This is a genomic window from Exiguobacterium acetylicum (assembly GCF_022170825.1).
In the GTDB taxonomy this organism is placed as follows: domain Bacteria; phylum Bacillota; class Bacilli; order Exiguobacteriales; family Exiguobacteriaceae; genus Exiguobacterium_A; species Exiguobacterium_A acetylicum_B.
Genome location: NZ_CP081878.1, coordinates 1,602,827 through 1,625,203, shown reverse-complemented (window position 1 = coordinate 1,625,203; position 22,377 = coordinate 1,602,827). Strand labels below are relative to the sequence as shown.

18 protein-coding genes and 1 riboswitch are annotated in these 22,377 nt (G+C 49.1%); of the genes, 7 read left to right on the top strand and 11 right to left on the bottom strand.

Translation table 11 applies throughout. The features are described from left to right. On the bottom strand, positions 1–1,266 hold the full coding sequence (locus K6T22_RS08465; RefSeq protein ID WP_238236165.1) for a hypothetical protein: 1,266 nt from the start codon (positions 1,264–1,266) through the stop codon (positions 1–3). Continuing rightward, positions 1,263–2,525, bottom strand: coding sequence for a hypothetical protein (locus K6T22_RS08460; protein WP_238236163.1), 1,263 nt, complete (start codon positions 2,523–2,525; stop codon positions 1,263–1,265). Before K6T22_RS08460 ends, K6T22_RS08465 begins: the two co-directional genes overlap by 4 nt. 154 nt (positions 2,526–2,679) lie before the next feature. On the opposite strand from K6T22_RS08460, the gene K6T22_RS08455 reads away from it, so the two are divergent. Next, on the top strand, positions 2,680–3,498 hold the full coding sequence (locus K6T22_RS08455; protein WP_238236159.1) for an alpha/beta fold hydrolase: 819 nt from the start codon (positions 2,680–2,682) through the stop codon (positions 3,496–3,498). 71 nt (positions 3,499–3,569) lie between these two features. Here the strand turns inward: K6T22_RS08455 and K6T22_RS08450 are convergent, their stop codons facing one another. From K6T22_RS08450 to K6T22_RS08410, 9 genes are all read right to left on the bottom strand, one after another. Next, positions 3,570–4,601, bottom strand: a complete 1,032-nt coding sequence (locus tag K6T22_RS08450; RefSeq protein ID WP_238236157.1) for an NAD(P)/FAD-dependent oxidoreductase — start codon at positions 4,599–4,601, stop codon at positions 3,570–3,572. Between the two features lie 55 nt (positions 4,602–4,656). Continuing rightward, entirely contained in the window at positions 4,657–5,379 is a 723-nt protein-coding gene (locus tag K6T22_RS08445; RefSeq protein ID WP_238236154.1) for an energy-coupling factor transporter transmembrane component T family protein, read from the bottom strand. Continuing rightward, positions 5,351–6,880, bottom strand: a complete 1,530-nt coding sequence (locus K6T22_RS08440; RefSeq protein WP_238236151.1) for an ABC transporter ATP-binding protein — start codon at positions 6,878–6,880, stop codon at positions 5,351–5,353. The genes K6T22_RS08445 and K6T22_RS08440 overlap by 29 nt, the downstream gene beginning before the upstream one ends. Then, positions 6,877–7,449: an ECF transporter S component gene (locus K6T22_RS08435; RefSeq protein ID WP_238236150.1), complete on the bottom strand. Its 573-nt coding sequence runs from the start codon at positions 7,447–7,449 to the stop codon at positions 6,877–6,879. The genes K6T22_RS08440 and K6T22_RS08435 overlap by 4 nt, the downstream gene beginning before the upstream one ends. Before the next feature lie 100 nt (positions 7,450–7,549). Next, a riboswitch (TPP riboswitch) is annotated at positions 7,550–7,648 on the bottom strand. Between the two features lie 94 nt (positions 7,649–7,742). Then, complete coding sequence (locus K6T22_RS08430; RefSeq protein WP_238236143.1) at positions 7,743–8,420, bottom strand: 50S ribosomal protein L25/general stress protein Ctc; 678 nt, start codon at positions 8,418–8,420, stop codon at positions 7,743–7,745. A gap of 290 nt (positions 8,421–8,710) precedes the next feature. Further along, positions 8,711–10,261, bottom strand: a complete 1,551-nt coding sequence (locus K6T22_RS08425; protein WP_238236141.1) for a GNAT family N-acetyltransferase — start codon at positions 10,259–10,261, stop codon at positions 8,711–8,713. 12 nt (positions 10,262–10,273) lie between these two features. Then, on the bottom strand, positions 10,274–10,804 hold the full coding sequence (locus K6T22_RS08420) for a glycerol-3-phosphate acyltransferase (protein WP_238236137.1): 531 nt from the start codon (positions 10,802–10,804) through the stop codon (positions 10,274–10,276). Beyond that, complete coding sequence (locus K6T22_RS08415; RefSeq protein ID WP_238236136.1) at positions 10,801–13,410, bottom strand: DEAD/DEAH box helicase; 2,610 nt, start codon at positions 13,408–13,410, stop codon at positions 10,801–10,803. The genes K6T22_RS08420 and K6T22_RS08415 overlap by 4 nt, the downstream gene beginning before the upstream one ends. A 30-nt stretch (positions 13,411–13,440) precedes the next feature. Beyond that, positions 13,441–14,481, bottom strand: coding sequence for a tyrosine-type recombinase/integrase (locus K6T22_RS08410; protein WP_058703402.1), 1,041 nt, complete (start codon positions 14,479–14,481; stop codon positions 13,441–13,443). Positions 14,482–14,911: 430 nt separating this feature from the next. On the opposite strand from K6T22_RS08410, the gene K6T22_RS08405 reads away from it, so the two are divergent. The 6 genes from K6T22_RS08405 to K6T22_RS08380 all read left to right on the top strand — a co-directional run bounded on the left by K6T22_RS08405 (position 14,912) and on the right by K6T22_RS08380 (position 22,354). After that, positions 14,912–15,313, top strand: coding sequence for a CoA-binding protein (locus K6T22_RS08405; RefSeq protein ID WP_238236129.1), 402 nt, complete (start codon positions 14,912–14,914; stop codon positions 15,311–15,313). Positions 15,314–15,492: 179 nt separating this feature from the next. Further along, on the top strand, positions 15,493–17,463 hold the full coding sequence (gene parE / locus K6T22_RS08400; protein WP_238236128.1) for a DNA topoisomerase IV subunit B: 1,971 nt from the start codon (positions 15,493–15,495) through the stop codon (positions 17,461–17,463). Then, on the top strand, positions 17,456–19,861 hold the full coding sequence (parC, locus tag K6T22_RS08395) for a DNA topoisomerase IV subunit A (protein WP_238236126.1): 2,406 nt from the start codon (positions 17,456–17,458) through the stop codon (positions 19,859–19,861). Before parE ends, parC begins: the two co-directional genes overlap by 8 nt. A 298-nt stretch (positions 19,862–20,159) precedes the next feature. Then, positions 20,160–20,630, top strand: coding sequence for an NUDIX domain-containing protein (locus tag K6T22_RS08390; RefSeq protein ID WP_235504877.1), 471 nt, complete (start codon positions 20,160–20,162; stop codon positions 20,628–20,630). Positions 20,631–20,915: 285 nt separating this feature from the next. After that, complete coding sequence (locus K6T22_RS08385) at positions 20,916–21,563, top strand: SatD family protein (protein ID WP_238236119.1); 648 nt, start codon at positions 20,916–20,918, stop codon at positions 21,561–21,563. Further along, a complete protein-coding gene (locus K6T22_RS08380; protein WP_238236118.1) occupies positions 21,560–22,354 on the top strand; it encodes a DUF3307 domain-containing protein in 795 nt (264 codons plus the stop codon). The genes K6T22_RS08385 and K6T22_RS08380 overlap by 4 nt, the downstream gene beginning before the upstream one ends. Positions 22,355–22,377 lie beyond the last annotated feature (23 nt).

Sequence of the window (22,377 nt, the reverse complement as noted above, 5' to 3'; positions counted from 1 at the left end):
TCATTTTTCGTATTGCTCGAACAAAGGAAGGAGGATGTCACGACCTGTCGCCGATAGGTGAATCGACACGTCACGCTTCGGATCTTTTAAATAAACATCGGTCTTTTTGACACGCTTATCGAGATAAACTTCGTATTGTTGTCCTTTCACTCCATCTCGGAACGTCAAGTATTTCCACTTCGCCCGTTTTCCTCGTACGTCAGCCTGTTCACTTGTCTTGATTGCTTTTTTTAATTTCCCGGATTCATCACTCGTCATCATGATCATATGGTCCCAATCGAGACCTTTCTCCGAAATACGATTTCCTTGATCATCTTCTTCAAAACGGACATGCGAGAACTGTCTTTGATGGAATAGCGTCACTTCTTGATTATCCGCAACGATGTCGTCTGCTGTCTGTTCCGGCTCTTGAAGTTCAGATGGTCGTTCCATCGTATGTCGAATCGACAGTTCATAGCGGTATTCGCGTCCGTTTTTCTCCGTTGCGATGAGCGTCCCGTAATGCTCCGGTGTGCCGTCACCTGGAACGAACCGGACCTTTCCTGGTTGTTTCATTGAATGAATCGGGCGTTCGGCATGACGTCCGCCGTATAACTCAGGCAAGCGCACCATCACGTCATACGTAGAATCAAATTGTTGATTATAGATGAGATAGAGATCGACATCACGGGTGAACGGTGTCAGAGAATTCGCATATACGAAAGACGTCGTACGTGTATCTTTTTTTGTGACATCCGTCGCCTCGATGACAAGGTAACCTGATCCTGGAAGTTCTAATGTTCGAGCAGAATGATCTGCGATCGTTTCATCAGGATTAAACCAATCGTCTTTTTTTAATACAGTAGGCTTCATATTAAAGTTCTTCCGCTGTGGAGTCAGAGCAGTCTTCTTGAAGACATCGTCTTTCTTTGGTAATGGATAGTACCCGCCTTTAAACGATGTCTGACAATATAAATACGTCTTTTTTCCAGCTTTGACGTAACGAACGGTTTGACCTTCATAATCCTCGAACGGATTCGTCATCATGACGGAATAGATATCGCCGACAGCGTAATCGGTAGGTGCATCGCTCACTTTAGACGCGCACGTTTTTTGTATGACAGTTCGTTCTTTAGCAGACAAGGTGCGAGATTCTTTTTCGTTGAATTGCCCTCCGTCATACATTTGCGATAAGTAACCCCATTTGAAATTCGGCGCATCACTTTGACAACCGCTTAATGCTAGTGTCGCTCCAAGTGTTAGTCCGATCCAGTAACGTTTGTTCATTGATTAAGCACCTCACTAAGTGCTTCACTGGTCGTACCTGACAGCTTTGCACCGTTCTTTGATCCTGGTTTAACGACATAGATTTCAAGTTTTTTGGCGCGTTTGCGTTCATATAACTCGAACGTTTGGCTTTTCCCTTCGCGCATCAACGTCAATTTTTTCTGCTTTAGTTTTGTGCCTTGTGGCTCCATCACTTCGGTTTCTTTTAATTCCTGAGCGATTTTTTTGGCTAGTTTATCCGGTATTGCCGAGACGAACTTATAATCGCTATCGATGAGCTGTTTTGGTGATTGGTGGATGAAACCGACATAGCTGGATTGCCTGATATTGATAAAAGCATATTTAAAATTTAATGGTTTTTTGTATGACTTATTAAGACGCATATAAATGGGGGTTTCCTGGACGACTTTATCTTTTTCTAGTTTTTGAACGGTTGCTAAGTGAATCGTTTGATTTGGCGAGAGGGCATCAGGTAATTTTTTACGTTCAATCTGGTAAGATTGCCCTTGCGCATACTCTTGAATTACTGAAAAGTTTCCCTCGCGTGTTCCGCTTACTGTGAGATCTATTATTGCGGACTGCATCCCGTTTTTTGGGCTGTGGCGGAAAGAGATATTCAAGTCGGATCCGGACAGCGACTCGGTCGTCTCGAAGAAGGTGCGTTCTTTTCCGTCTTCTTCTCCAAAAATAATAAATTGACCTTCCGGTGGTAAAGATAGTTGATAGGACGGGAAAAGATAACGTCCTATCTCTTTCAAATGCTTACTTTCTTCGTTTTCCTGTTTTTGTTGATCCATTACTTCTTTTGGAACGGATCCAAAGCGAACGACTGTCGATTTAGCTTTAACTGGTTGTTTTGACCAATCGACGAATGGATAATCACTGCGCTTGATCTGATGGACCGCATAATCCGCATGGCGAATCGGCTGACAGGCCAGATAGTCCTTTTTTTCGTCTGATAGGAAACGAACGTGTTGGAACTCGCGCCCTTGGACACTCGTAGGCAGGAAGTATAAGTCAAATCCTTCATGTTGCACATATCGATCAGGTAAGTGCTTCATATCAGGTTTTTGCTGGCAGGCCTTCAACAAAGCAGCGGTTTGTTTTTTCGGGAGATCCGGTATCTCTTGACCATCAAAGGTAGTCGAAATACCGCCCCAGTAATTGGCGTCATATGTAAGGTCTAAGTATTGTTCTTTACCGCATCCGGCAAGTAGTACTGCTCCTGCGAGAATACCGGTATGTATAAAGCGTCTCATGAAACCCCTCCTTTATGCTAATGACTATATTTTACCATAATTTCTAGAATAGACAGAATTTTCTATAAAGATTCAACATCAAGATGTTTGATATCTCTTGACTCGGGAATAATAGATGCATGCACGGTCAATCTATTTCTATGGGGGTTTTATGATGGGTACATTCATTCAAGCAGTTGATGGCACGAAGATTTATGTCGAGGATGTCGGGTCGGGTCAACCGGTCGTCTTTTTACACGGCTGGCCGGCCAACAACAATATGTTCGAGTATCAAAAGAATCTGCTCGTCGAAGAAGGATACCGTTACGTCGGGATTGATTATCGCGGTTATGGCAAATCAGATGCACCAGCAACGGGATACGATTATAAGACGATGGCGTCCGACATTAATGAAGTCATCGAACAGCTGAAATTAACGAACGTCACGTTGCTTGGCTTCTCGATGGGAGGAGGAATCGCCTTGTCCTATCTCTTGCAATACGGGGATTCAAAAGTCAGTAAACTTGTCCTCGCTGGAGCCGCAGCGCCTGTCTTTACACAACGCGACGGTTATCCATACGGGATGACAAAAGAAGAAGTCGATGCGTTGATTGCCGACACGAAACAAGATCGTCCGTCGATGCTCAAAGGATTCGGGGAAATCTTCTTTGCGAAGGAGCATCCAGAACCACTCCAACAATGGTTCCACGGTCTTAGCATCGCTGCTTCGTCCCACGGTACGATTCAGTCAGCAATCGCATTACGCGATGAGGACTTGCGTGGAAAACTCGAAAACATCAAAGTTGATACGTTAATCATCCACGGTAAAAAAGACCAAGTCTGTCCGTTCGAGTTCGCGGAAGAAATGCAAAAGGGAATCCCACATGCACGACTTGAAGTCTTCGAAGAGAGTGGGCACGGTATGTTGCTTGATGAACAAGATAAGTTCAACGAAACGTTGCTGTCGTACGTTAAAGGAAATCAAACCGTCTAATCCAACAAGCTGTGGACACCCGTCCATGGCTTGTTTTTATGTACAAAAAAAGCGTGCGCCGGCGCACGCTTTTAAGGGCGATACTTCCGCATGAACCGTTGATCGATCCAGCGCTTCAGGTACCAACCAAGTCGATTAGTTGAGTAAGATTTACCATACAGGGAAACCGCATGACGTGGTCCCATCGATAAAATCGTCAAATAGTTCTTTTGTGGACAATACGTTTGCAGTGCCTCTTCCTGGACGTACCGTAAGAGGTTTGCCAGTAAGACCGGTGCTTGCCGGACAGCTGTGACGCCGTTCTTTGGAATATCGGGATAAGCGACGAGGGTCGCCGCGTCACCCGCAGCAAACAGACTTGGATGATCGAGCGCTTGCAACTGCTCATTGACGAGTAGAAATCCGTCTTCCGTGAACAGCTTACTATCTGCAAACAATGCCGGAGCTTTCGCACCTGTTAAGCGGATGATCGCATCTGACTCGATTGGTGGATGATGTGAAAAGCGGAGAGGAGACGCCTCGTTCAGTGGCCGTTCTCGAATCCAATGAACATCGAGTTCTTGTAAGCGTCTCGCAATCGCTTCCGCTGCGGGGTGTCCTGAAAGTAACTCGGGATCCGTGATCAGTGTAATCGGCACATCCGCCACTTTCAAGGACGCCGCCATCTCGACGGCCGCTGCACCGCTTCCAATCAAGACTGGACGCTTTGCTTGTTGCAGACGCTTTAATGTATCCGGTAACCGGTAGTTCGGTTTGATCGATAATCGTGTCGTATCTTCCGACCAATCGAACGAGCCGATATTCGTCGAGACGACGTCATAGGCATAGTGTCTGCCGGATGCACCGAAGACGACTTTTTCGACGGGGTCGATTTTGATGACGATCTCTTCGATGAACTGTTTATCATAGGCGCGACATAAGGCAGCGACGTCGACACGGATCTCATCAATGTCGTACGTTCCGTCAGCAAGCCCGGAGTACATACCCGAGTAATACTGATGCGTCGAGGCATTTAAAACCAGCCATTCGACGTCTTCTGTTGTTCCATTGGTAATGCAATGCAGGTGAGCGTGCCCTGCACCAATCAAGAGGATTCGTTTCATGTCGTTCTCCTTCAATCTGTCTTGCTAGAGTGTACCCGGATACGGGTGGCGGTAATCATAGCCAAAAGACAAGACTGATGAACAGGAGGATGACCATGAGATAGACGATGTCCTGACGCTGAACGACCGGTACCTCGTAATACGTCCGCTCAGCTGAAAAATGACGGGCTTCCATGGCGATTGCCATCCGTTCTGCCCGCTGGATAGATCGCGAGAAGAGTGGTAAGCCGATTGATAGGAACGCATCACCAGGAAAGCGACTGTGCACGCTCCGAATCATCCGGACTTGCCGCAAGACCCGGACTTCTTCGACCAGTTGCGGCAAAAAGCGAATTCCGGCAAGGAACCCATATGCGAAGCGGGGCGATACCTTTGCCTGATGAATTAAGCTCATCACGAACCGGGTCGCATCGGTCGTCGTGACGAAAGCGAAACTTAAGCAAACGAACGTTGCCATCCGTAAGGCAAGTAACCAGCCGTGCATGACACTTTCCGACGTGACATGAAACCAACCGAACGACCAGAGCGTGTTCGTACCTTTGCCAAACGCCGCCATCATCCAGAACGTCAATAAGAATAATAGACTGTAAGGTGCGAGCCGTTTCAAGAAATCGACGGGACCCCATCCGGAGAGGAGTAGCAAGGCGATAGCAAAACTCAGGAACACCAACGTCTTGATCCAGTCATTCGTTGCAATCAAGGCAAACATGATCAAAAACAATCCGCTCCCCTTGATGACAGGATTGAGTTTAGCGAACAGTGACGCGTTCGTCTGCATGTCGCTTCACCTCCTGGAATTGGTACGTAAGTGGACGTTGTAGTTGACAGCGTTCGAGTAACGGAACGTCAGCGAACAACCCGCTCGGACGTCCGTCAAAGGCAATCCGCCCTTGCTCCATGACGAGGACACGATCCGCGTATCGAGCGACGAGTTCCATGTCGTGCGTTGCCATGACGAGCGTCGTTCCGTTTTGTTGTTCCGTCAACAACTGTTCCATGAGTCGCCGTGTCGTCAATCCATCCTGTCCGAACGTCGGTTCATCGAGCAACAACACATCCTTCGTCTGCCCGAGCATCGTCGCGACGCTGAGCCGTCGTTGTTGCCCCGTACTAAGCGCAAGCGGTGACTGCTGTTTGACAGATGCTAGTTCCAGCCGTTCGAGCAACGCTGTACGCTCATCACTCGTCGCTGCCCGGTGACTCCAGTCGATTTCCGCTTCGACCGTCAGTTTGAGAAACTGCAGATCCGGTTGTTGAAAGACATAGCCGACGTGCTCATAAAAGCGTCTCCGGGAGTAACGCTGAGCCGGACGTTCTTGGAACCGATATGTTCCTTGATGCGAGAGCAACCGACCGAGTGTTGCAAGCAACGTACTTTTCCCGGATCCGTTTGCCCCAAGCAGCATCACCCATTCTCCCGTCTTCAGGGAAAATGTCGCATCGGTCAGCGGGTAAGGGGCTTTCGTCGATAATGCAGCGACGTGTAACAAGGGAATGCCTGCTGTATCGACTGGAGGAAGCACGTGAAGTCGCGCTGCTTGTGGTCCATCTATGGGTAACGTCTCTAACGTGTACGGATACAAAGAGGGAACAGCGATCCCTTTCGATTGAAGCTCTGTATACGCCTGCGGGAACAAATCCTGCGGATGCGCCGTCGCAGTCACCGATCCATCTTCAAGTAAGATGATCTGATCGACATACGGCAAACAGACATCGAGTTGGTGTTCAATCAAGACGATCGTTAAATCATGTTCTTTCTGAATCCGAAAGATCAACGCCATCAGCTCGTGTTGCCCGATCGGGTCAATCTGAGCCGTTGGTTCATCGAGTAATAAGATCGTCGGCTCGAGCGCTAGGACCGCGGCGAGCGCCAGTCGCTGTTTCATTCCCCCAGAGAGACTAGCAATTGGTGTCGAAAAGGGGAGGGGAAGACCGACGAGTGCCAGCAACTGCTCAATTCGTTCATCCATCTCCGCACGTGGAATCGACCGATTTTCTAAACTAAAGGCAATTTCCCGTCCAATCGTTTCCGTACAAAACTGTTCTTCTGGATTTTGGAACAGCACTCCGACCGAACCGGACCGAGTGACGGTGCCGGTCTGTTCGACTTCGATTACCTCTGGCGTTAATCCAGCAAGCGCATGAAGCAATGTCGTTTTTCCGCTTCCACTGCGCCCAAGCAAAAGTGTCGTTCCTTGGTCGATCGTTAGCGTTATATGATCGAGCACAGATTTCATTTGACCGGGATAGCGGATGCTGAGGTCGTCGACGATAATCATGCGACCTCCCGTTTCACACGTCCGGCTGCAAAACCACTTAACACACCAGTCGCAACGAGACGACGGACGAGAATCCATGCGAGTAAGCCACCAAGTAACGCACCGCTGATCAATTGTAAGCCAATCGTCGCGAGTAACGTCGTCGTCGTATAATAACTGAATCCGTTTGCAATCAGACTGTAGACGATACTTCCGACGGCTGCTCCGACACCAGACAACATCAATGTCCAGGTGTCATAACGGCGATAACGCGTCATCGCGAAGACGAGTTCCGCACCAAGTCCTTGGCAGACCCCGATCAGTAGAGCCGATAAGCCAAAGTGACTACCCGTGAACAGCTCGACGGCTGCCGCGACGATTTCCGCGATGAGGGCAGCACCTGGTTTTTGAATGATTGCTGCGACGAGCGGGCTTGCGATGATCCAAATTCCGAACATCCAGTTAGCACCGACGGGACCGAAGATCGCAGACATCGGTAACCAAAGTGTCGACCAGCCGAGATAGATGACACCGCAAGCGACGGCGAGCATCATCATGACCATGATTTCTTTCATTTTCCAGTGTTGCATTAGGTACGTCCTCCTTAGAGTGGGGGAGACGCCAAAAAAGACCGCCCTCCGCAAAAAAGAGAGCGGTCCTCAGAAAAACTGCGCGTAGCAGGAGTCATTGGATGTGATCGCTCCACTTTCCTACGCTAGTATGAACTAGATCAGGTTCGAAGGGTCCGAAGTGAATCGTCTCAGCCGATGGGCTCCCCTAGTGGATATGGTAATAGTTGATACGCTGTTCACTTTAGGCAATCTGGTGTCTCTTGTCAAGACACAAAAAAACGATACGCCACGAGGGCGTACCGTTGAACAGCTTATTTGTTGTCTTCGTTGTCTTCTTTTGTTTCTTCTGAAGACTCTTCTGTTGCTTCTGCTTCGTTGTCTTCGCCTGCTTCAGCTTGTGCCTCAGCTTCTGCTTCTTCGATTTCCTCAAGCTCTTGCTCAAGTGTAGACTCGACGACTGCTGCGACTTGAATGTCACCTTCAGTGACGATACGGAAATCTTTTTGTTCTGGAAGATCGGCTACAGAGATTGAATCTCCGATTTCGAGGTTCGTGACGTCAACTTCGACGTTCTCTGGTAATTTATCTGGTGTAGCTGCAACTGTTACTTTAAAGAGTGTTTGTGATAGGAAACCGCCAACTTTAGCGCCAGCTGCTTCACCAACGAGTACAACGTCTGCTTCGACTTCTGTTTCTTCATCCATTTTGACGGCGATGAATTCGACGTGATCGACGGTTGGTGTGAAGACATCCATGTCACGACGGTTAATCAAGACGTTGATGTTTTTACCGTCGAGTTTAAGTGAAATCAAGACGTTCTCACCGTTTTCTCGGACGATTTTAAGCAATTCTTTTTCTTCAAATGCGATTGGTGTACTTTCCACTTTGTAACCATACACGACACCAAGAGCTTTTCCTTCATGACGTAATTGTTTACGGAGTGAGCGTGGACGTACCTCGCGTTTTTCGGCTGTTAATTTAACTGACATGTTCATTTCCCCCTTGAATTTGGTATAGCCCTCAAAAGGTAATGAATGTAGGAGCAGGACAAGTCCTGAACAATTTAAGTATGCTAAGACAATCGGTTTCAGACTCTCTTGAATCTGACGCTTTCGTGACTTTGCATTTCTCTCCCAGGTCATTACGCTGATATTGAGAAACATGTGTGAGTAAGTCACCGGTTTGATGCGGTGCTAGTGAGTTTATACCCCTATGTTTTAAATCCTTAAACCTCTTTTTTTATTTTTTTAAAGTCGAAAGACCTCAAAACTCCTTGAAATCAAGGGTTGAGAGGTCTTTCGTTTTTTTCGTTTTTTATGTTGATTCGTTGATTTTCACGGACTAACACACGGATGAGACGTTCCATTTGCCGTATCGTCGTCTGTCCCATCGTCGAAATTTGGAGCCACTGATTGCGAACAAGATAGTCGCTTGCGTATTGAACATGATAACCCTGAATCCGCAGAGCATCGCCTAAATCAGTTGCTGACGGATGGACGATCGTTAGAATGCCTGGTGCTTGTGCTTCTTGTTGAGCAAGCAATTGAAAGCCAGTTGCGCGGACGGCTTGCTCGAGATAGGTCATCTTGATTGCGGCTTGATCAAGATCGAGAGCATCCAGTGCTGCCTGACAAGCGAGCAACAGATTCGAGGAGCCAGAAAAAGCAATCCCATCCGCATATAGACCGAGATCCAGATAACGTGGAATAGATGGAGAAGGTAAGACGCGATCTACGTGCCCGATGAACGCAAGACCTGGTAATCCCCCAATCGCTTTTCCGGAAACGGTCGTGACGAAAGTGCAGCCAGCGTATGAAAAACGACCGGTCCCAACGGCGCTGATTGCATCCACAACGAGTGCGGTTCGTTGAGGTAGCAGCTCTTTTACCGCATCGAGGTCATAGAGGACACCCGTCGACGTCTCACAATGCGTTAACCAGACCCAGTCATACTTCGTCTCATTCAATTGATGTGCAAGTTGTTCCACGTTGATTGGATGACCAAGCGGAAGCAGGTGGATATCAAATGACTTCCCGGCACGTGCCGCGTGATCAATCAAACGTTGACCAAACTCACCGCCGTTTAGGATCAACCCATATCCGCTGAGTTGTTGCGCCACGATATCGTTCGTAAGGGTGCCGCTACCGACAGCCATTGAGACATGCGGGAGATCCAGCAACTGACGCATTCGACCGCGTAAGTCTTGATCAAGTTGTCGCATCGATGCTGTTCGATGTGGGCGTGGTGCTTGTTGCGCCGCTTGGCGAACCGTCGGCGCGACTTCGACTGGTCCCGCGAGAAAATGTAGGGGACGTAAGACGTCCGCGATGACGGATCGTTCGTATGTCGCGCGCGACAACAACATCGGTACGAACTGAGCATCTCCATTACCAAGCGTCGGTGCGATTGGTGTGAAGCCGAACCGCGCATATAGTTTCGCTTCTCGTGTTGTACCACTGATATAGACATGATCAATCGTCTCCCGTTCTAAGTAGACCATCAAAAAGCGCATCAATTGCATGAACGTACGGCTATTGCGGTATTCGGGTCGAACGCTGAGTAAGCGGATTTCCGCTGGGTCTGTCAGTGTCTCGTCTAACGTCACGCCTTTTTCTTCAAGCGAAAAAGGGCGATGCTTCCGAATAGCAATCATCGCGACGAGTCGATCGTCTTCCTTGCCGATCAGATAGGTATTTTGATCATGAAACCGGTCAATCCGTTTCCGTTCGGTGTTCGGTTGGTGTTGCGGAATCTCTTCTGTGAAGGTGAGGTAGTTCAGTTCATGGATTGCTTCCGCGTCCGAAGCGGTGGCAATGGAAAAGTCGATCATGAGACGTCCTCCTTATGTAATGACTGGCTTGTGAAGTGCATCATGAGCCCACAGGACAAGTAGACTTACGGCAACGGTACACAAGATATTGATGGGTCCCGCGTCAAAGTAGACAGGGAGTAACGGGAGCAGAACAACCGGAATCAGCCCTGCTTTGACGCTATCTTTCGTTACGAGATAAGACAGACCGAGTATGCCTAGTCCGGCAAGATATGCCCACGGCGTAATGGCAAAGACGATTCCCGAAAACACAGCGTACCCTTTGCCGCCGCTCCGCGGATGAAACAGCGGAAACAAGTGACCGATGAGCACGGCAAGAACGACGGGGTAAAACGTGTCCGTTAGATGCAAGGCAAGGACTGTCTTTGCGGCATCAAATAGGTAGACGAATAAAAAGGCCGGGATTCCACCGGCGCGATGGGCATTGCGGGCGCCGATATTTCCGGATCCGACCTGTGCCAAATCAGTGCGGCTGATGTACTTCCAGAGCGTACCACCGAGCATGCTACCGATGAGATAACCAAGCAGGAGATCAAGGGTCACCGTTGTTCCTCCTTTGTTTCTACGAGATGAACGAGTTCTTTGACGGTCAAGGCCTCACTGTCTGGAGCCGTCAGGACGGCATCGACCATCTGAGCTTTTCGATCTTGTAATTCCGTCATTTTCTCTTCGATTGTTCCGCGAGTCAGCAGTTTGATGACTGTTACGTCAGACTGTTGTCCAAGCCGGTGGGCACGGTCAGCTGCTTGTTGTTCGACAGCTGGATTCCACCAACTATCAAAGAGAATGACGGTATCAGCGGACGCGAGGTTCAGTCCCGTTCCACCTGCCTTAAGGGAAATCAAGAAGAGATCAACTTCCCCGTCATTGAACCGATCGCACAACGTTAACCGGTCTTCGAGCGGTGTCTCGCCCGTCAACAGGAAGTGGGGGAGGTGACGTTGCGCGAGATCCGAGCGGATACGCTCGAGCATTTGCGTATACTGCGAGAAAATCAAGATTCGCTTTCCTGCAGCTCGTTTTTCGGCAATTAGTGAGAGCAGACGGGTTCGTTTTGTCGCTTCCCCCGTGTACCCCTCGACAAATAATCCCGGATCGTTGCAAATTTGCCGCAACCGCGTTAAGCCAGCCAGTAACTTCAAACGATCTTCGCGTTTCGTCTCGTCTAAATGTTGCAGCGTCTCGAGTTGTAGTTTGGCGAGATACGACGCATATAACCGTTTTTGATTCGGTCCGAGCTCGACATAATGATGCTCGATCTGTTTCTTCGGTAAGTCTTGTAAGACATCTTGTTTCTCACGTCGCAATAAGAACGGTTGGATGAACTGTTGCATGTCATCAAACGACCACTTCTCAAACGTCGCTAAATCCGGGAGTAATTCCGGGAATAAGACATGAAAGATCGACCAGATATCACGCGGACGATTCTCGAGCGGCGTTCCCGTTAAGGCAAATCGACGTTTTGCTTGCAGATGTCGCAGTTGACTGACCGTTTGTGCTTGCGGATTCTTTAAGTGCTGGGCTTCGTCAAAAAAGACGACGTCATACATAGGATGGCGACGGACGTCGCTTCGAAGCGTCGTGTAGGAGACGATTGTCACCGTATCTTCAGGTAAGTGCTCCAGTTCGCGGAGTCGGCTGGCTTGAGAACCCGTCACGATATGAACCGGTCGATCGGGTAAAAAGCGCTTCAGTTCTGCCTCCCAGTTGCGGAGCAGTGACGCTGGTGCGACGACGAGTGCACGACACTCAGGGATTGTTGCTATATAACCAATCGCTTGAATCGTCTTCCCGAGCCCCATCTCATCGGCTAAAATCCCGTGACACCCTGTTGCCTCTAAATTCTTCAGAAATTGAATGCCCGTCCGTTGATACGGATAGAGTCGTGATTCTAACGAATTCGGCAAGTCGAGCCGGATTCCTTGTCCCGATTTCAATTCAAGCCATTTCTCGAGCAAATCGGCGTGCAGATGGAGGACAGAGGCACCCATCAGATGCTTCATGTTTCGGACGGCAGGTAAGACAATCCGCCCGTCACGTAAGTCTCGTTCACTCGCGTCCATCTGGGCGAGGACCCGTTGTAACTGCTGGAAGGCACGTGTCTCAAGGGAAACGAACTGTCCGGATTTCAAGCGGTGATAGCGTTTTTGTAAGACGAGCGACTTTAGGACACGTTTTAGCTCATCTTCTGGAATCCCGTCCATCGAAAAGTTGAAGACGAGCCAGTCGAATCGGTCCGTCACGTCGACTTCGATCCGCGGATGAAATGGTCCTTTCGGTAATGTCGTCCGAATCGCTTGCGTCGCGAATAACTCTAAGTGACCGAGTGCGACCCGTTCGTCTAGCAGACTCCGTAGAAAAGCATACTGCGCTGTGTCACTCATGATGATGTAGCGTGAGTCCCGAGCCGTCGCTTGAAATTCTCGTAAGAAGCGTAAGACACTCTGCTCCGTTACTTGATCCCGTCCTGCGTAGATTGTTTCGTCCAAAGGGTTGAGTTGAATACCACCGTAATCGAATGTCACGCGGACTTCGACTTCCTGAGCCGTTCGGTCAAGATGCAACTTGACGATTGGCGTTCCGGAGACGATTCGTTCCTGCAAATCAGGACTGAACGAAACATCGGCGACCCGCTGCAAATACTCCGTCTGTTCAAGCAACCGATCGAAGTAGGGCAGGGACAGTTGATGCTGTTGATTGTCCGTCAATCGTTTGAGCGTCACGACGGGGCCGGTCAGTTCGAAATGAATCGCCACCCGACGGTCAGGCGTAAGACTGCGTAAATAATGGCGCGCGCCGGCGTCATCGACTTGAATCGCCGTGAAGGGACGGATTTGCGGTGACAGCGGGGTTGGTGTCCCGTGTGCCTGTACATGATGCATCGCCAGTAAAACGGCGACGATATGTCCGCAAAATGACGTATCCATCGCAAGCGAAGGACAATTACAGCCGGCGTCGACACCATGCGCTTTGACGCGGACGGTGACCGTAAATCGTTCCTCGCCGTCGACGCTCGCTTCGATCAGTTCGTCACCCATCCGGTAATTGTGCAACGTGACCTTTCGGGCAGCGACATACTTCTTACCCCGTCGAAAAGCATAGGCATCAGACATTTGTTTGATTTTGCGTTCACTGAGCCCGTAATTCATGCTATTCCTCCCTTAGTTAACATAATATGATTATCGTTCACCATCAAATAAATCGACGGCACGTTTTTTCTCGGAATCACCGATATGGGCATAGACTTGTGTCGTTGCGACGGATTCGTGACCGAGTAGCTGCTGGATCGTCAGAACGTCGACCCCACCGGTCGCAAGTCGTGTCGCAAACGTATGCCGCAGTTTATGTGGTGTAATTTTTTTGCGTTCTAAAAAGGGCAGGACCGGTTTCAATCGTTCCGTGTGCCGCTGCAAAATATGCTGGACTGCCCGTGGACTGAGTGGTTTCCCGTGTTTTTGGAAGACAGGCACGGCGCCGCTCGTTGGCATCTGATAATGAATCGCGTATTTGCGTAAGGCGATCCGGGCTGGTTTCGCGAGCGGAATCAGTCGCTCTTTATTACCTTTCCCGATGACACGGAGTGTGTTTTCGTGGAAATCGACATCATTCCAGACGAGTTGTGTCATCTCACTCAAACGCATTCCACTATAACCGAGCAGTTGGAACAACGTCACGTCACGGACGCGATCGCGTTCATAATGTGATGCTTCCCGGGCATTCATCTCGACGTTCGAAGGTAACAACTGAATCAATTCATCCCATTCGCGTTTCGTCAGGTAAACCGGTTCCCGTTTCGCTTGTTTTGGTCGATTGACTTTTGCGACCGGATTTTCCGACAGTTGACCTGTATCGACTAAATAACGGAATAACGACTGTAATGCTGATAATTTCCGGTTGATGACGCTCGGTGCATTTTGTTTCGTTAAGGCCAGGTATTCGGCATAAGCTTCGATCCCCGCTGCATCGATCTCGACGAACGCTTCAAGCGGAATCTCGCGCGCCGTCACTTCTTCACCCGACGCCGTTGCAACGAATTGAAAGAACGCTTCGTAGTCGTAGACGTAGCGGCGCATCGTTGCTAATGAGAAATGTTTTGCTGCTAACTGATCCAAATAGGACTGAATGAAGCGTGGCATCCGCTCGTAACCGGGAATCGCTGGTGCTGTAGCCGAAACGGTCGTTTTATGTATCGTTTTTCCTAGGTTTTTAAATAAACTCATCCGACAATCACCCCTCTAGTGGTAGTATACCAAACGTTGGTACGTCAGACACTTGTTTGCGTGAAATAGTTATTTCACGCAATGTTAAATTGTCAGACAGGGAGCTCTCAGTTGCATCGACAAGGTGCCAGGCGGGTCATTGGTCAACTCGATGCACGTGAGATTTTATAGAGAATTTAAGTGTTTTTAACCTAATAAAATGCGTATAACAACAATAATAATATTATGTAAACTAATCCATCAAAAAAGAATGAATATTCAATTTCGCTCTCAGTTGCATCGAGAACTCGTTCGACGGGTCATCGGTCGACTCATTTGATTTCAAGACGATTTCTGAAAAACGTCGAAAACGTGCTCGATTTCGCATACTTCATCTTGGTTCGGGTATAGACTGTTAGGCAAGAGTTATTTTCATAAGGGGGAGTTCTAGATGATTACCGATCAACAAGCACGTCAATATTTGAAGGACGCAAAACGGATTGCCGTCGTCGGTGTCTCGAGTGATTCCGGGAAGACTGCGAACTGGATTGCGGACTACTTAGTCCAACATGGATACGAAGTCATTCCGGTCAATCCGACGTTAAACGAATGGAACGGTCAAAAAGTCTATCCAACCGTCGCGAGCATTCCAGGACACATCGACATCGTCGACGTCTTCCGTCGCTCTGAGTTTTTAGCGGATGTTGCAAAAGATGCTGTCGCTCATGGTGATGTCGGAATGATTTGGAATCAACTCGGTCTCTCGAGCGTTGAAGCAGAGAGCCTAGCACTTGGTGCTGGTATTCCATATATTGAGAATCGTTGTATCAAGATTGAGCATCAATATCTGTGAGTCATCGCACGATTTTAGGCATCTTCACCCGTCCGTGAAGGTGTCTTTTTTCATGCGCTTTATAGGTTATGCTTGTCAGGAAGCAAGAAGATGCCTACAATTAGAGACAGACTACTCGAAATAACGAACGAACGTTTGTAAAAAACGTCGTCGTAATTTTGAATTTTGAGGTGAAATGAATGGCGACAGACTTAAATAACTACAATGATGATGCCATACAGGTGCTCGAAGGACTCGAAGCAGTCCGGAAGCGCCCAGGTATGTATATCGGTTCAACCGATCACCGTGGACTTCACCATCTCGTCTACGAGATCGTTGATAACGCTATCGATGAGGCGCTTGCAGGATTCGGGGAACAAATTGATGTAACGATTCATAAAGATAATGCGATTACGGTTCGTGACCATGGACGCGGAATGCCAACAGGGATGCATGCGTCTGGTAAACCAACAGCAGAAGTCATCTTCACGGTTTTACACGCCGGTGGTAAGTTCGGTCAAGGTGGTTACAAGACGTCCGGTGGTTTACACGGCGTCGGGGCGTCGGTTGTTAACGCCTTATCAACGGATTTGAAAGTGACGATCTTCCGTAACGGGAAACAATATGAGCAAACGTTTGAAAACGGTGGGATTCCGAAGACGACGCTGGTTGAAACGGGTACGACGCGTCAAAAAGGAACGAGCGTTTACTTTAAACCAGATGGCTCAATCTTCAGTACGTTGACATACAACTACGATACGCTCGCGGAACGCTTACGCGAATCGGCCTTCTTGCTGAAAGGTCTGAAGATTACGTTGACGGACGAACGGTCCGATAAATTAGATATTTTCCAGTATGAAGACGGTGTCAGTGAGTTCGTCCAGTACTTGAATGATGATAAAGATACGCTTCATCCGACAGTCGCATTCGAAGGAACGGAAAACGAGATCGAAGTCGACATCGCCTTCCAGTTCACGGATGCTTACTCGGAAAACGTTCTTTCGTTCGTCAATAACGTCCGGACACGCGACGGTGGCACACACGAAGTTGGTGCGAAAACCGCGATGACACGTGTCATGAATGAATATGCCCGGAAGAACACGCTTTTGAAGGAAAAGGATAAAAACCTTGACGGGAACGATATCCGCGAAGGGTTGACGATGATCGTCTCAATCCGGATTCCAGAAGAATTCCTCCAGTTCGAAGGACAAACGAAGTCAAAACTCGGTTCACCGGAAGCACGGACGAGCTGTGACGCTGTTATTAGCCGTCGTCTCTCGACGTACTTGGAAGAGAACCCACAAACAGCGACACTGTTGATCAAAAAAGCGATCCGTGCCGCGCAAGCTCGTGAAGCAGCACGCAAAGCGCGCGAAGAAGCACGTAACGGGAAAAAGAAGAAACGTTCGAGCATCTTGAACGGAAAACTGACACCTGCGGCTTCAAAGAACGCGGACAAGAATGAATTGTTCCTCGTCGAGGGTGACTCTGCCGGTGGTTCCGCGAAACAAGGACGAAACCGGACATTCCAAGCGATCCTTCCACTCCGTGGTAAGGTCTTGAACACGGAAAAAGCGAAACTCGCCGATATCATGAAGAATGAAGAGATCAACACGATCATTCACGCGATTGGCGGCGGTGTCGGAGCTGATTTCGACTTGTCAGATTGTAATTTCGACAAAGTCATCATCATGACCGATGCTGATACCGATGGCGCGCACATCCAAGTCTTGTTGCTGACGTTCTTCTTCCGCTACATGCGTCCATTAATCGACGCTGGGAAGGTCTTCGTTGCCTTACCACCGCTCTATCGTGTCTCAAAAGGGAAAGGCAAATCGGAGAAGTTCGAATATGTCTGGGACGAAGAGACGCTCAAGAAAACGACGAAGAAGTTCGGTAAAGGTTATATGATCCAGCGTTACAAAGGACTCGGGGAGATGAATGCACCGCAGCTCTGGGAAACAACGATGGATCCCGAGACACGGACATTGATTCGGGTCACGATTGACGATGCTGCGGTTGCTGAAAAACGCGTATCTGTCCTAATGGGCGATAACGTCGGACACCGCCGGACGTGGATCGAAGACAATGTCGCCTTCGGTCTTGCAGAAGACCTCTCGATCATCGAGAACGAGCACGTGACGAAAGAGAGTGTGAACGAACATGTCTAATCTACAAAACATCCTGAACCTGTCGCTCGAGCAAGTCGTCGGCGACCGGTTTGGTCGTTATTCGAAATATATCATTCAAGATCGCGCTTTACCGGATGCTCGGGATGGTCTGAAACCGGTACAACGCCGTATTCTCTACGCGATGCATACGGAAGGTAATTTGTTCGACCGTGCTTACCGAAAATCAGCGAAGACGGTCGGTGTCGTCATCGGTAACTACCACCCACACGGTGACTCGTCGGTCTATGAAGCGATGGTCCGTCTGAGCCAGGAGTGGAAACTGCGTTATCCGTTGATCGATATGCAAGGAAACAACGGATCAATCGACGGTGATAGTGCGGCAGCAATGCGGTATACGGAAGCTCGTCTGTCGAAAGTCTCAAGTCTGATTCTCGACGGGATCAACAAACAGACCGTCGATTACACGCTCAACTTCGATGATACGACAGAAGAACCACTCGTCTTACCGTCACTATTGCCGAACTTGCTGATGAACGGTTCGACGGGGATTTCAGCTGGTTACGCAACCGAGATTCCACCGCACCACGCGGGAGAAGTCCTCGATGCTGCGATCGGTCGGATCTCTGGTACGGTCCAGAACGTTGATGACTTGTTGACACATATGCAAGGGCCTGATTTCCCGACCGGTGGTGTCGTCCAAGGGCTTGATGGCATCAAGAAGGCGTTCGAGACAGGACGTGGTAAGGTCATCATCCGTTCGCGCTCAACGATCGAGACACTGCGTGGCGGTCGTCAACAAATCGTCATCACCGAACTGCCGTATGAGGTCAACAAAGCGAACCTCGTCAAACGGATGGAAGAACTCCGTCTCGATAAAAAGGTCGAAGGGGTTGCAGAAGTTCGCGACGAGACCGATCGCGACGGGTTACGGGTCGTCATCGAGTTGAAGAAGGAAGCGGATGCAGAAGGTGTCTTGCACTTCTATCTCAAACAGACGGATTTACAAATCGCTTATAACTACAACATGGTCGCGATTCACGAGCGGACACCACGGCAAATGGGCGTTTTGACGCTGCTCGATGCCTATCTCGCACACGTTAAGGAAGTCGTCATCCGCCGAACAGCGTTTGATCTCGAACAAGCGAAACGTCGTCAGGAAGTCGTCTCTGCTTTGATGACAGCGATCTCTGTCCTCGATGAGACACTTGCCTTGATCCGGTCTGCTTCAAACAAAGCGGACGCAAAGGACAAGCTGATTACGCGGTTCAACTTCACGGACCGTCAAGCGGAAGCCGTCGTCATGCTCCAGCTTTACCGGTTAACGAATACCGATATCGTTGAGTTGCAGGAAGAAGCGGCAAAACTCGAGAAGGAAATTGCTCGTCTCGAGAAGATCCTCAACGATGAAAAGACCCGAAATCGTCTCATCATCAAGGAATTGACGGTCTTAAAAGAACAAGTCGCCGACAAACGTCGTTCGACGATTGAAGCGGAAGTTGAAGAACTGAAGCTGAAGACGGAAGTCATGATCGCCGTCGAGGAAACGATGGTCTTCCTATCGAAAAACGGCTATGTCAAACGTTCGTCACTCCGTTCATTCGGCGCCTCGAACGACTTGCCAGACTTGAAGGAACAAGATCGTCCGTTGCTCCAAGGACAAGCGATGACGACCGATCACTTGATCGTCTGGACCGTTCGCGGGAACTACTTGCTGATTCCAGTCCATCAATTGCCGGATACGAAATGGAAAGATGGCGGTCAACACGTCGCGAACCTCGTTCCACTCGAACCAGGCGACCGAGTTCTCTCGGCAGATCTCGTCCGTTCGTTCGACGAAGCGCAGCATTGTTTGTTCGTCACACGCCAAGGGATGGTTAAACGCTCGAAACTGAGTGACTACAATGCCCAGCGGAAGTCAAAACCGCTCCAAGGCGTCCGTCTGAAGGCAGACGACGAAGTCTTGTATGCGCAGGTCTCGACGGGTCAAACCGACCTCTTCCTCGCGACACAGAACGGCTTCGGTCTCTGGTTCACGGAAGACGACGTCCCAGTCGTTGGTGTCCGGGCAGCTGGTGTCAAAGCGATCAACCTGAAGGATCAGGATGTTGTCGCCGGTACGATTGGCTTTAAGGAAGCACCACAGATCGTTCTCTTGACGCAACGGGGTGCCTTGAAGAAGATGCGCCTCGCGGATCAGTTCCAAGTCTCAAGCCGTGCGCTCCGTGGCTTACAGTTGCTCCGTGATTTGAAATCAAAACCACACCAAGTCGCAGCACTTATTGACGTCACGCAAGCGAAAGAATTGGTTCTCAGCGGGAAAGAGCAGGAGAAAACGATCCAAATCGGCTCTTTATCGTTCCTCGACCGCCTGTCGAACGGTTCGTTCGCCTATGACGAAGATAAATTCGGTCCATTGCTCGATTGGTATACACGATAAGACGCGGCTCCTCCGGTTAACGGGGGAGCTTTTTTGCATCTAGCGGGGCAGGAGAGAGGGTTTTTGAGACGAATGCTCGGAATTTTGAGATTTATGGTGCGAAATATCGTTTACAAATTGAAACACTGACCAATAACGGCTACAATAGAAGAAATAGTCAGGTCACGATTCGTCACAATCAAGCGGCGGGTCACGCGTCTCCGCAGCTTTGCTTATAGCGTCAATCAATCAAGCAGCTACGGGACCGTCCCTTTAGCTGCTTGTTGTGCAATCTGCCGACCTTGGAGAGGTGATGAAGATGAAATTCAGACGTCGCGAAAAAGTAGCAATCTATATCACTCGGGAAAAACCTAACGGATGGGAACTTCTTGTTTTTCATCCACAATCGGCTCCTGAGAGTGATTGGCAGATCCCCGCAGGTACGATCGAAGATGCTGAAATCGCAAAAGAAGCGGCTGTTCGTGAGACGCTTGAAGAAAGTGGTCTCTCGTTAGCATCCGTCCAGTATGTCGGCGAAGAAGAGATGCGGTACCCAGAGCGCATGCGAGTCCATTACACGTATTTCTACCATGCACACATTGAATGCCAAGAGAACCGCTGGACGCATTGCGTTGCTGGTGACGGTCAGGATTGCGGTGATTTCTTTGATTTCGCGTGGTTGCCGCTTGAACGGATCACGCAACTCGAACGCCGCCATCATATTTTCTTAGATCGTTTGATTCATCGATTGGAACGGACACGTCCGTATGATTGTCGAAAACACGGTTAATCCCGTGTTTTTTTGTTTTGTCTCACTATCTTAAGTTTACCTTGGTTATGAGACAGATTCTTATAACTATTGATAATATATGTTATGTTAACTTGAATAAAAAAATGAGAGTTGAGTCTTATTGATCAATCCCCCTGTCGTTAAAAAATCGGTCCATCGTCCTGTTGGTCTTCCCCGTCATTTTTTGTTACTCTAATAACAGTAACACCGAAAATGTTACCTTTTTATCGGTAACAATTGAAATGTTGCCGATTTAGTGGCAACATTTAGACAGGAGGAATTGCTATGCAAGCTGTCGCCTTATCATTTGATGTCAAAGGCTCCCGCGATTATTCAAGTAAAGAAGTGTTATTGCAGACACTCCGAACACTGGCTGATGAGTTAAACGTGGCATTCCCAGCAAGTATCGTTCCGTTTCAAATCAAGTCTGGTGACAGTTTATTGGCTGTATTTGCGGATTATCCAGTGAGTTATCCGATCATCCTGCAACTGTTGAATCAAGACTTACCGGGCTACATCGGGATTGGTTTTGGACAATATGAGACGATCTCGACGATTCAAGCCGAAGAAGCCAATGGTAGTGCGATCATTCATGCGTTTGAAGCACAGGAGCAAGCGAAGACGCTCTCGTCACGGATTGCGTTTGCTGGACCGCCCTACTTACCGACCGCCCTGCTGAACGGTTATCTTGAGATGCTTTATCCAGCGTACTTTGGAAAAACGGATCGCCAGATTGAACTGCACCGGTTGATGGATCAATATCCGGATGATACGTATGAAGAGATTGGTCTGAAAATGGGCTTTAAGGAACAAGATGCCCGCGCGAATGTCGCGAAGCTTGTTTCCCGCTCACAGCGTAAGCAACGTAAGCGTCTCGAAACCGCCTTAACACAGGCACTAGAGCAATTCCAAGTCTGGGAGGCGATTCGGTGACCGTCTTACTCAGTCTGTTACTTGTCCATCTGCTTGCTGACTTTCCCTTGCAGACGAAACGGATGGCACTGCACAAACATCGAAATCGACGGTTTTTAGTCCAGCACCTTGCTGTCCACAGCGTTTTGATGCTGCTTGTCTTTGCGTTCTTCGTCATACGGGGGACGTTAAGCCTAGAAGACGCTGGGTTGCTTGGAGGGAGTATTCTCGTGTTTCACGCCCTACTCGATGCCTCCCCGCTCAAACGTCGCGTGAAGCAAGCCGTTGCTTATTGGATCGATCAAGCGTTACATATCGCTGCTATCATTGCCTTGACGTGGTTGTTCGTCCCGATTGATTGGTCACTGTCGTTCTCGCGACCGGAGCAAGTTCTCTGGATTCTTTGCTTCAGCTTAGTGACGACAGAACTACTTGGTCACGGAATCGCTTTGATGCTCGCGCCATTTGCTCCGCGGTTGATTGAAGCGCATTTTGAGCGGAAAGTGACACGTAAGGAGCAATTAGACGGCGTCTCGCGAACCGTCACACATGAAGTCGAAGACTCCGCCCGCAGTTATACGACGGAATTGAACGGGATTGGGCGTTATATCGGTCTCGTCGAACGGGCGATCATCACCCTGCTCGTCGTCACGAACGCAACCGGTGCCATCGGATTCATTATCGCCTTGAAGGCACTAGCCCGTTTTAAACAGTTTGAAGATCGCCGCTTTGCGGAATATTACATCATCGGGAGTTTGCTTAGTATTTTAGGGGCGATTTTATGTGGACTTGCAATCCGTGTCGCACTTTAAACGATGAATGAAAGTGAGGGAGA

Excerpts from the sequence above, each read along its gene's own strand:
- K6T22_RS08465 (WP_238236165.1), bottom strand. The coding sequence starts at position 1,266 with ATGAACAAACGTTACTGGATCGGACTAACACTTGGAGCGACACTAGCA.
- K6T22_RS08460 (WP_238236163.1), bottom strand. The coding sequence starts at position 2,525 with ATGAGACGCTTTATACATACCGGTATTCTCGCAGGAGCAGTACTACTT.
- K6T22_RS08455 (WP_238236159.1), top strand. The coding sequence starts at position 2,680 with ATGGGTACATTCATTCAAGCAGTTGATGGCACGAAGATTTATGTCGAG.
- K6T22_RS08450 (WP_238236157.1), bottom strand. The coding sequence starts at position 4,601 with ATGAAACGAATCCTCTTGATTGGTGCAGGGCACGCTCACCTGCATTGC.
- K6T22_RS08445 (WP_238236154.1), bottom strand. The coding sequence starts at position 5,379 with ATGCAGACGAACGCGTCACTGTTCGCTAAACTCAATCCTGTCATCAAG.
- K6T22_RS08440 (WP_238236151.1), bottom strand. The coding sequence starts at position 6,880 with ATGATTATCGTCGACGACCTCAGCATCCGCTATCCCGGTCAAATGAAA.
- K6T22_RS08435 (WP_238236150.1), bottom strand. The coding sequence starts at position 7,449 with ATGCAACACTGGAAAATGAAAGAAATCATGGTCATGATGATGCTCGCC.
- K6T22_RS08430 (WP_238236143.1), bottom strand. The coding sequence starts at position 8,420 with ATGTCAGTTAAATTAACAGCCGAAAAACGCGAGGTACGTCCACGCTCA.
- K6T22_RS08425 (WP_238236141.1), bottom strand. The coding sequence starts at position 10,261 with ATGATCGACTTTTCCATTGCCACCGCTTCGGACGCGGAAGCAATCCAT.
- K6T22_RS08415 (WP_238236136.1), bottom strand. The coding sequence starts at position 13,410 with ATGAATTACGGGCTCAGTGAACGCAAAATCAAACAAATGTCTGATGCC.
- K6T22_RS08410 (WP_058703402.1), bottom strand. The coding sequence starts at position 14,481 with ATGAGTTTATTTAAAAACCTAGGAAAAACGATACATAAAACGACCGTT.
- K6T22_RS08405 (WP_238236129.1), top strand. The coding sequence starts at position 14,912 with ATGATTACCGATCAACAAGCACGTCAATATTTGAAGGACGCAAAACGG.
- parE (WP_238236128.1), top strand. The coding sequence starts at position 15,493 with ATGGCGACAGACTTAAATAACTACAATGATGATGCCATACAGGTGCTC.
- parC (WP_238236126.1), top strand. The coding sequence starts at position 17,456 with ATGTCTAATCTACAAAACATCCTGAACCTGTCGCTCGAGCAAGTCGTC.
- K6T22_RS08390 (WP_235504877.1), top strand. The coding sequence starts at position 20,160 with ATGAAATTCAGACGTCGCGAAAAAGTAGCAATCTATATCACTCGGGAA.
- K6T22_RS08385 (WP_238236119.1), top strand. The coding sequence starts at position 20,916 with ATGCAAGCTGTCGCCTTATCATTTGATGTCAAAGGCTCCCGCGATTAT.